The organism is Allobosea sp. ASV33 (assembly GCF_016428755.1).
Lineage (GTDB): Bacteria > Pseudomonadota > Alphaproteobacteria > Rhizobiales > Beijerinckiaceae > Allobosea.
The window spans coordinates 1-9,012 of sequence record NZ_JAELTI010000146.1 but is presented as its reverse complement, the minus strand read 5'-3'; the positions used below and the strand labels follow the sequence as shown (position 1 = coordinate 9,012).

General features: G+C 67.0%; 11 protein-coding genes and 1 pseudogene. 4 read left to right on the top strand and 8 right to left on the bottom strand.

Annotated features, from left to right (window positions below; genetic code table 11):
- The 3 genes from JHD80_RS25685 to JHD80_RS25675 all read right to left on the bottom strand — a co-directional run.
- Nucleotides 1-546 (bottom strand): hypothetical protein (locus JHD80_RS25685; protein ID WP_199093206.1); only part of this gene is annotated, 546 nt, incomplete at its 3' end.
- Nucleotides 547-569: 23 nt separating this feature from the next.
- Nucleotides 570-1,622: an agmatinase gene (gene speB, locus JHD80_RS25680; RefSeq protein WP_199093204.1), complete on the bottom strand. Its 1,053-nt coding sequence runs from the start codon at nucleotides 1,620-1,622 to the stop codon at nucleotides 570-572.
- A gap of 22 nt (nucleotides 1,623-1,644) precedes the next feature.
- Nucleotides 1,645-2,157, bottom strand: a complete 513-nt coding sequence (locus tag JHD80_RS25675) for a GNAT family N-acetyltransferase (protein WP_199093202.1) — start codon at nucleotides 2,155-2,157, stop codon at nucleotides 1,645-1,647.
- 188 nt (nucleotides 2,158-2,345) lie between these two features.
- Here JHD80_RS25675 and JHD80_RS25670 point away from each other — a divergent pair, with 188 nt between their 5' ends.
- Both JHD80_RS25670 and JHD80_RS25665 read left to right on the top strand, forming a co-directional pair.
- The gene (locus tag JHD80_RS25670) at nucleotides 2,346-3,431 is read left to right on the top strand and encodes a TRAP transporter substrate-binding protein (RefSeq protein ID WP_199093199.1); all 1,086 of its coding nucleotides are present in this window, start codon (nucleotides 2,346-2,348) and stop codon (nucleotides 3,429-3,431) included.
- 372 nt (nucleotides 3,432-3,803) lie between these two features.
- Nucleotides 3,804-4,187 carry a porin family protein gene (locus tag JHD80_RS25665; protein ID WP_199093197.1) on the top strand — a complete coding sequence of 128 codons (384 nt, stop codon included), beginning with the start codon at nucleotides 3,804-3,806 and terminating at the stop codon, nucleotides 4,185-4,187.
- A gap of 10 nt (nucleotides 4,188-4,197) precedes the next feature.
- On the opposite strand, the gene JHD80_RS25660 is transcribed toward JHD80_RS25665, so the two are convergent.
- The 5 genes from JHD80_RS25660 to JHD80_RS25640 all read right to left on the bottom strand — a co-directional run bounded on the left by JHD80_RS25660 (nucleotide 4,198) and on the right by JHD80_RS25640 (nucleotide 7,014).
- On the bottom strand, nucleotides 4,198-4,824 hold the full coding sequence (locus JHD80_RS25660; protein ID WP_199093195.1) for a uracil-DNA glycosylase family protein: 627 nt from the start codon (nucleotides 4,822-4,824) through the stop codon (nucleotides 4,198-4,200).
- A complete protein-coding gene (locus JHD80_RS25655; protein ID WP_199093193.1) occupies nucleotides 4,821-5,288 on the bottom strand; it encodes a hypothetical protein in 468 nt (155 codons plus the stop codon). Before JHD80_RS25655 ends, JHD80_RS25660 begins: the two co-directional genes overlap by 4 nt.
- On the bottom strand, nucleotides 5,288-5,755 hold the full coding sequence (locus JHD80_RS25650) for a hypothetical protein (protein ID WP_199093191.1): 468 nt from the start codon (nucleotides 5,753-5,755) through the stop codon (nucleotides 5,288-5,290). Before JHD80_RS25650 ends, JHD80_RS25655 begins: the two co-directional genes overlap by 1 nt.
- A complete protein-coding gene (locus JHD80_RS25645) occupies nucleotides 5,755-6,366 on the bottom strand; it encodes a glutathione S-transferase family protein (RefSeq protein ID WP_199093189.1) in 612 nt (203 codons plus the stop codon). The genes JHD80_RS25650 and JHD80_RS25645 overlap by 1 nt, the downstream gene beginning before the upstream one ends.
- Nucleotides 6,367-6,462: 96 nt before the next feature.
- Nucleotides 6,463-7,014, bottom strand: a complete 552-nt coding sequence (locus JHD80_RS25640) for a thermonuclease family protein (protein ID WP_199093187.1) — start codon at nucleotides 7,012-7,014, stop codon at nucleotides 6,463-6,465.
- Nucleotides 7,015-7,101: 87 nt separating this feature from the next.
- Here JHD80_RS25640 and JHD80_RS25635 point away from each other — a divergent pair, with 87 nt between their 5' ends.
- Both JHD80_RS25635 and JHD80_RS25630 read left to right on the top strand, forming a co-directional pair.
- The gene (locus tag JHD80_RS25635) at nucleotides 7,102-8,625 is read left to right on the top strand and encodes a sensor histidine kinase (RefSeq protein WP_199093185.1); all 1,524 of its coding nucleotides are present in this window, start codon (nucleotides 7,102-7,104) and stop codon (nucleotides 8,623-8,625) included.
- A 90-nt stretch (nucleotides 8,626-8,715) separates the two neighbouring features.
- Nucleotides 8,716-9,012, top strand: a pseudogene (locus tag JHD80_RS25630) (D-alanine--D-alanine ligase A); the annotation flags it as partial.

Genomic DNA, 9,012 nt, shown 5'->3' with positions numbered 1-9,012 from the left:
GCGCAACCCCGTCCCGCGCAGCGCCAGCGCGGAGCCGACGACGATCTCCTGAAGGCCGAGCCGCATCTGCCGCAAGCCCTTCACCCGGGCGTCGGTCTTGTCCGCTTCCTTCAGATTGGTGGCGAAGTCGTTGAGCGCCGACGAAGCGCCGCCGACGGCCTGGAGCAGGAAGACACGCCCGCGGGTCAATTCATCCTGAAACTCGACCGCGTTCGCGGCCTGGTCCGGCGGCTTGCGGCCGGGCTGCGGGGAGAACAGCGCATAGGCCTGCAGGACCCGCGCCTGCTTCTCGATGATATCGAGCAGCGCCGCGAGATTCTCGGCGGGATAGGGCGGCTTGCCGAGAATGGCCGGCGCGTTCCAGACATCGGCCATGACCTTGCCATCGACCGGGTCCGACAGACGCGGCGGGGTCGGCTTGCCGTTATACAACCTGAGAAGCGACTCGACGGAAGCGAAAGCGGCGTCGTGATAGGCCTTGCCATTGGCCGGCATCTCGGCGCGAGCTGCCACGGCCAGCAGGCAGAACCCGCTTATCGCGGCCATCCGCGCGATCGATCGAATCCGAATCATGGTCTTCCTTTTCCCAAGGCCCGCGCTTCGGCCAGCAGGCAAAGCTCGGTGAAGAGCACCTGCGCCGCACATTGCGCCGTATTGCTGGTCGCGTCGTATTGCGGGGCGACTTCTACGACATCCGCCGCCACGATGTCGCGTCCCTTCAGCGCCCGCAGGATCGCCAGGGCCTCGCGCGGGCTCAAGCCTCCGACTTCGGGCGTCCCCGTGCCCGGCGCGAAGCCCGGATCGAGCGAATCGACGTCGAAGGAGACATAGGTCGGCCCGTCGCCGATCACGGCGAGCGCCTTGGCGATGACGGCGTCGAGGCCGAGATCGTCGACCTCGTTGGCATGGATCACGGTCATGCCGGACTCGTAGGAGAACTCCCAGAGATATTCGGCGCCGCCGCGGATGCCGATCTGGATCACGCGCTCGGGGTCGAGCACGCCGTCGAGCACGGCCTGACGGAACGGGCCGCCATGGTGGAATTTCGAGCCCTCATAGGGGCCGGAGGTGTCGCAATGGGCGTCGATATGCACCATGCCGACCGGGCGTTTCGCCCCCACCGCCTTCAGAATCGAATAGGTGATCGAATGGTCGCCACCGACCGCGAGCGGCGAGACGCCGGCTTCGACGATCGACCTGAAGGTCGCCTCGATATCCTCGTGGCAACTCTCCAGCGAATAGCGCGAGCGGAACGGCACATCGCCGATATCAGCGGCCTTGAGCATGGTAAAGGGCGCGGTGCCCAGGGCATGGTCCATCGGCCCCATGCGCTCGATGGCGCGGACGGCGCGGGGCCCGAGGCGCGCGCCGGCGCGATTGGTGACGCCGAGATCCATCGGCACGCCGATGATCGCGACATCGAGGCCTCCGAGGCCGGGGGCCGTCAGGGCGTCCGGGGAATAGGGGGCACCGAGGAAGGTCGCGACATCGGCGAAAGGCCATTTGCGCTTGTCGCCGGTGAACTGGGCCGCGGCGACCTTGGCGAAATGCGGATCGTGGATATCGCCGCCTCCGGCGCCGAGATAACGCTGCCGCAGCTTCGCAAGCCTGTCCTGATCCATCCCGGCCTCCGCCTCACCCCGTTCAGCCAGGAATGCGTTCGAGCATCACCACCGGCCCGTTCTGATATTCGACCTGTCCGAAGCTCTTGTAGCCGAGCTTTTGCGCCACGCGGAAGGAGGCAAGATTTTCAGGCGCGATGATGCAGACGCTGCGCCTGTCGCCATGGGTCGCGGCGAACCAGCGATGGGCGGCCGCGGCCGCCTCCCCCGCATAGCCCTTGCCATGCGCCGCGCTCGCGAGGATCCATCCCGCTTCCGGCGCATTGTCGAAATCCGCAGACAGCCCCCGGCAGCCGTCGAACAGCCCGACTTCCCCGATGAGGTCACCGCTGCTCTTCTCGACGACCGCGAACATGCCGTAGCCGCGCAGGGTCCAATGGCCGACGATGCGGGTCAGCCGGTGCCAGGCCTCCTCGCGGTTGAGCGCCCGGCCACCGAGAAAACGGACCACCGCAAGGTCGCTGCGCATCGCGTGGATGGCGTCGAGATCGCCGATTTCCGGGCGGCGCAGGCTGAGATTCTGAGTCTCGATCATGCCCGCTTTAACCACCCGCGCAGAGACACGCCAAGATGGGAGCCAAAACTAGCCGAAAGTCGCAAGAATCGGCGATGAAATCCCTCGCGCTTCGAAAATCCATTCGCTACAACCCGATTCCGAACGCCGGGCGGCAGAAGCTGTTTCGAAACGCCCGCACCCGCCAGACATCCGAGGAGAGAGCCTAGATGAAGCGTCGTCAGTTTATCCAGACCGCCGCGGCCGGTGCCGCAGCGACCGCCGTCGCGATGCCGGCCGTCGCCCAGTCGAATCCGGAGATCAAGTGGCGCCTGGCGTCGAGCTTCCCGAAGTCGCTCGACACGATCTATGGCGGCGCCGAGGTCATGGCCAAGATGGTCTCCGACCTCACCGACGGGAAGTTCCAGATCCAGGTCTTCGCGGCCGGCGAAATCGTCCCGGCGCTGCAGGCGGCCGACGCGGTCACCAACAACACCGTCGAGATGTGCCACACCGTCTCGTATTACTATGTCGGCAAGGACCCGACCTTCGCGATCGCGGCCTCCGTGCCCTTCGGGCTCAATGCCCGCCAGCAGAACGCCTGGCTGTACCAGAACGGCGGCAACGAGCTGTTCAACGAGTTCTACAAGAAGTTCAACATCTACGGACTGCCCTGCGGCAATACCGGCGCGCAGATGGGCGGCTGGTTCCGCAAGGAGATCAAGTCCGTCGCCGATATCCAGGGCCTGAAGATGCGCATCGGCGGCATCGCCGGCTCGGTGCTGCAGAAGCTCGGCCTGGTGCCGCAGCAGCTCGGTGGCGGCGACATCTATCCGGCGCTCGAAAAGGGCACGATCGACGGCGCCGAGTGGGTCGGCCCCTATGACGACGAGAAGCTCGGCTTCGCCAAGGTCGCGCCGTACTACTATTATCCGGGCTTCTGGGAGGGCGGGCCGACCGTTCACGCCTTCGTCAACCTGGATAAGTGGAACGCCCTGCCGAAGGCCTACCAGGCCGCACTGACCGCCGCCTGCACCTATGCCAACACGCAGATGGCCGCCAAGTACGACGTGGTGAACCCGCCCGCCCTGAAGCGCCTCGTCGCCGCGGGCACGCAGCTGCGCCCGTTCCCGCAGGACGTGATGGAAGCGAGCCTGAAGGCCTCGAACGAGCTCTATGCCGAGATCTCGGCCAAGAACCCCGACTTCAAGAAGGCGATCGAGGCCATGGCCGCCTTCCGCTCCGATCAGTATCTCTGGTGGCAGGTCGCCGAGCTCAGCTTCGACGTCTTCCAGGTCCGCACGCGCGCGCGCTGAACGATCCGGCGCCAGAGCCGATCATCGACGGCCCATCGACAGGAGGCCCGGTGAAAGCCGGGCCTTTTTTGTCGTAACGCAACGAAGGGCTGAGGTTGCATCCATCGCGCAACCATGAACTCCAAAGCCAAATCACGACAAATCTGAATGAGAATCATGCGGATAGCGCTTGCGCCGGCCGATCGAGGGGCCGAGAGTCCCCGGATCGCTCGCGCGTTTCGAACCAGCTCTGATTCAACGGAGCCGTAGCGCGAGGGATACTCACCCCGGCGCAAGCCGGGGTTTTTCCATATGACGATCAGACCGGTCGAGCTTGCCATAACTGCGCCTTGCTGGCTCAGTAACGGGGACCGTCGCCACGGAATTCAAGCCATGCTCCGCACCGCTCTTGCCTTGCTCGTCACCGGCCTCGCAACGGCAGCCTCGGCGCAGTCGATCGGCGAGCCGCTGCCGCGGAAGCCCGCGCCGCATGAAGCCCCTGCCAAGCCAGGCCCGAAAGCCAGTTCCGCCGCCCGCCCCTGTCCCGAATATGGCGCAGGCTTCGTCCGGGTGGAGGGCTCCCAGTTCTGCGTCAAGGCTGGCGGGGCAGTCCGCGCCGAGTTCAGCAAGAGCTCGCACTCCGGAACCGGTAGCCGGACCGACGGCATGCTCTATCTCGAAAGCCGCGGCCAGACCGGGCTCGGCGAGGTCCGCTCGGTGGTCAGCGTTCGCGGCCAGGTCAATCGCGGCGTCGATTCCAGCCCGTTCCGTTACTGAGCCCGCCGGCTCAGCGCAGCAATCGCGCCACTTCCTGCCGCAGGACTGGAACGAGCTCCTCGTCGAACCACGGATTGCGCTTGAGCCAGGCATTGTTGCGCCAGGACGGGTGCGGCAGCGGCAGGATGCGCGGAAAGACCGGCCGGGCGAGGATTTCGCGCCAGTTGGCGACGGTCGCGGAGAGATTGGCGGCCTCCTTGGGGCCGAGATGCCAGCCCTGGGCATAGCGCCCGATCGCCAGGACGAGCTCGATCCGAGGCAGCGCCGCGAAGACACGGGCTCGCCAGATCGGCGCGCATTCCCGCCGCGGCGGCTTGTCGCCGCCCTTGGCATCGAGCCCCGGAAAGCAATGCCCCATCGGCACGACCGCGACCTTCGCCGCATCGTAGAAGGCCGTCTCGTCGATGCCGAGCCAGTTGCGCAAGCGCACGCCGGAGGGATCGGTGAAGGGCCTGCCGCTGGCATGGACCCGCGTGCCCGGTGCCTGGCCGGCGATGCAGATGCGCGCCGTCGCGGAAGCCTGGATGACCGGGCGGGGCTGATGCGGCAGCGGCGGCAGGTAAAGCGGCGCATCGCGGCAGATGCGACAGGCGTGCAGCTCCGCCAGAACCTCGTCGAGCGTCTCGCCAGCGCTCATCGGCGGGCCAGTTGGGACCGCCCCGGGACCTGGGAGATCAGGCCGTCGCAAACCCAGTCGGACTTCGTCGCGGTGTAATTGTAGGGGTCGCCCTTCTCGATACGGGCAAGGCCGTTGATGCGCCCGCTCGGGCGGTTGCGGATGACGATGAGGTCGCCGCTGGTCTCGATGGTGAAGCAATAGGTGCGGCGCTTCTCCTGAGGTCCGTAATAGTAGCAGACGGCATCTGGCGTCGTGATCCAGCAGGCATCGGTGTTCGTCACATGGCGGTTGTGCCCGCTCGCCCGGCCATCGGCGTGATGATATTCGCTGAACGGCAGGTTGCTGCCGGAATAGCGGCCCGAGACGGTGTTGCCCTCGAAGAGCTGCTTGATCTGGTCGCCGGTCAATCGCTCCACGGCCAAGGCCTGGCTGGCGGCCAACAGGCCAAGAGCGGCAGCCGCGATGCGCGCCCAGCCGACCATCAGCGCTGCGCCAGCTTGCGGCTCATCGGGGGCCCGGGCGCCCGCGAGATCAACCCATCGCAATACCAGGGCGTGCCGTTATCCGTGTGACCGCGGGGATTGCCGAGCTCGACCTTGGCCAGCGCGTTGACCATGCCGTTGCCGCTGTTGCGCAGGACATAGAGATCGCCGCTCACCTCGACCGAGAAGCAATGCACCGTGCGGTCGCTCGGCGGGCCGTAGTAATAGCAGATGCGATCCGGCTTGGTGATCCAGCAGGCGTCGGTATTGGCCTGCCAGCCGTTATGGCCGAGAGCCTGGCCGTTGGGATCGTGATATTCCGTGAAGAAGCCGCCATTGGTATAGCGGCCGGAGACCGTATTGCCGCGGAAAGCGCGCTCGATCGCCTCGCCGCTCAGCCGTTCGGCAGCCGGCGCGAGCGACGGAAGGGCCAGGACGGCAAGCAGGGCCAGGGCGAACCGGCGCATCAGACCTTCCAGCTCGGACGGCCGGACAACTCGCCGTGCCAGCGGCGGATATGGACGAAATCCTCCGGCAGCGGGATGCGCGACGGCTTCATGAAATCGATGGCGATGCCGGCGGTGATGTCGGCGACGGTCAGGACCTCGCCGCAGATGAAGGGGTTGGCCGCAAGCTGCAATTCCAGCAGCCAGAGATGGTCGTCCATCTGGTCGCGGTTGGCCTCCGCCCATTCCGGCACCTGATCCTCCAGTTCCGCCATCGAGGGATGGCTGTGGCGGAAGACCGCGGCGACGCTGGCGAAGAGCCCAAGCTCGACACGACGGTTCCACATCTCGATGGTTGCCTGCTCCTTGGCATCGCGACCGAACATTGCCGGCTGTGGGTGAAGCGCCTCGATATAGCGGCAGATGGCGATGGTCTCGGCGAGCGCCGTGCCGTCGTCGAGCTCGAGGACGGGCAGGCGCTGGGCGGGGTTGATCCGGGTGAAAGCCTCGGTCTTGTGTTCCTTTTTGGCGATGTCCACCGGCACGAGCTCCGGCAGCGCCACTCCCTTCTCCGCGAAGAAGATGCGGACCCGCCGTGGATTCGGCGCCCGACCGCCGTCATAGAGCTTCATCAGATCCTCTCCGTCTTCCGCCGTACCCGATCACGGCCCACGCCGGAAGGTCAACCGGATTGCCGGCGCTTCATGACGCGAGCATGGCGGAAAGCCTCAGCGCGGATGGCTGCGGCGCCACGCTTCCGGGCGCTCGAACTGCGTCGCCCAGATGCCCCGGCCGGCGGCGCGCGCCTCGTCCTCCTCGGCGCGATACGCACCGTAGGAGACCGCATGCCCCTCGCGCACCAGCGACGCGTTGATATCGGTGTCGCCCTGCCGGCAGCGGGCGAGGCCGCGGCCGTAGCGGTCGGCCTTGCCGATCTCGCAATGCGTGATGCCGCGCGCCAGCATGGCCTGCAGGGCGCGCCGCGCCTCGCGCCCGCAGGCGACCGGCCTGCCGTCGCGCGCCGTGCAGCTCTGGCGGTATTCGGGCGCGTCGATTCCCTCCAGCCGGAGCTCCTCGCCGAGCAGCCGCACCGAATCGCCGTCGATCGCCTGGGCCGCGCCGACGAGCTCCCGCGCCGGGCCGAGGCGGTATTGCAGGATCGCGCCGGCGAGGCCGAGGAAGCCGAGCAGGCCGAGAGCCACGACAAAGTCGACCGGCCGGCCGACACGGCGCCAGCCGAAGGGTCCATAGCGTGAGCGACCGAATCCGAGAGGTGCCATCAGGAAGAGCTTAACGATTTGGTGTCCATGATGGCGAGCCGGCCCCTGCATGCCGCAGCGGCCGAACGAGGATACACGCTCCCGATCATGGCGGAAGTGACGGCCGAACAGGTGCAGCGCGGGCGCGGACCCGACCCCTCGGCCGTGGCCCGCCGCAAGCTGGTCACGCGCGAGGTCAAATCCGCGCGCGAGCGGCTGACCTCCTCGACGGGGTTGGAGCGCGCCTTCGACAACGAATTGCTGCGCGTCTTCGCGCAATACCGCATCGCGGGCACCGCGGGCACGCTGGTTCTCGTGCTCAGCATCGCCGCCGGTGCCTGCCTCTGGCTGCCGACCCCGATCGTCGCGGTCTGGAGCGGGGCGGTGCTGCTCACGGCGATGATCATCGTGCTGACGGCACGGCGCTTCCTCGCGAAGCCCCCCGACGAGGTCCGGCTGAAGCTCTGGCGCCGGCTCTTCGCCGCCGCCGAGGGCGTGCACGGCCTGGCCTGGTCGCTTCTGCTGCTGCTCTTCGTTCCGGTCGACGCGCCCGGCGCCAAGGTCTTCGTCACCACGGCATTGCTGATCGTGAGCGCGCTCACCGTCATGCTCTCGGCGACGATCCCGATGGCGGTCTATGCCGGGCTGACGCCGATCATCGTCGGGATCATGGTCTTCTTCTGGGACCGGCGCGACATGGACAGCGTCACCATGGCGCTGATGGCGGCCTCGGCCCAGCTCTTCTTCATCTTCCTGGCGAACCGGCTTTATGGCAGCTCGGTCGCCTCGATCACCTTCCGCGCCGAGAAGGACGCTCTGATCGCGGAACTCGAAACCGCCAACGCCAATTCGGACGAGGCCCGCCGCAAGGCGGAAGAGGCCAATCTCGCCAAGTCGCGCTTCCTGGCGACGATGAGCCACGAGCTGCGCACGCCGCTGAACGCCATCCTCGGCTTCTCCGAGGTGATGAAGAACGAGATTTTCGGCGTGCATGCCAATGCCGCCTACAAGGAGTACTCGGCCGATATCCACGGCTCGGGCCAGCACCTGCTCAACCTGATCAACGAGATCCTCGACCTGTCGCGCATCGAGGCCGGCAAATACGAGTTGAACGAGGAGGCGCTCTCGCTCTCCAGCATCGTCGAGGATTGCCAGCACATGCTCGCCTTGCGCGCCAAGGCCAAGGGCCAGAGCATCCGCGCGCTGGCGGAGCCGCAATTGCCGCGCGTCTGGGCCGACGAACGCGCCATCCGGCAGGCCGTGCTCAACGTGCTCTCGAACGCGATCAAGTTCACGCCCCAGGGCGGCGAGATCACGATCAAGGTCGGCTGGACCGCGACCGGCGGGCAGTACGTCTCGGTCAGCGATACCGGCCCCGGCATCCCCGAGAACGAGATCCCGATCGTGATGCAGAGCTTCGGGCGCGGTTCGCTCGCGATCAAGACGGCCGAGCAGGGCTCGGGGCTAGGCCTGCCGATCGTCAAGGGGCTGATCGACCTGCATGGCGGCGGCTTCCACCTGAAGTCCAGGCCGCGCGCCGGCACCGAGGTCACGATCACGCTGCCGGCCGAGCGCGTGATGGACACGCTCGCCGCCCTGCCCGAGCCCAAGGCGAAGCCGCGCGCCGCCTGATCCTCCCGCCCGAATCTCGCCCCATCGCTCGGCGACATCCTGTCACCGCCTCGTCCACACTTCTCCTCCAGCCTCTCGGACCCTCGGATCATGAACCGGAAAACGCGCGTCGCCGTGCTCTACGGCGGAAAGTCGGGCGAGCACGAGGTGTCGCTGAAATCGGCGGCCTCCGTCCTGCGCCATATCGATCGCGAACGCTTCGAGCCCGTGCCGGTCAGCATCGACAAGCAGGGGCGCTGGCAATGCCACGACCTGCGCCTCATCGAAGGCACGAACGGCGACAGCCTGCCGATCCCGGCGGATTCGCCGACGATCCGATTGGAGCCGCAGGGCGAGCACACCGCCATCCTGCCGGCCGACAACGCTGCGCCGGCGATCGCGCCGGTC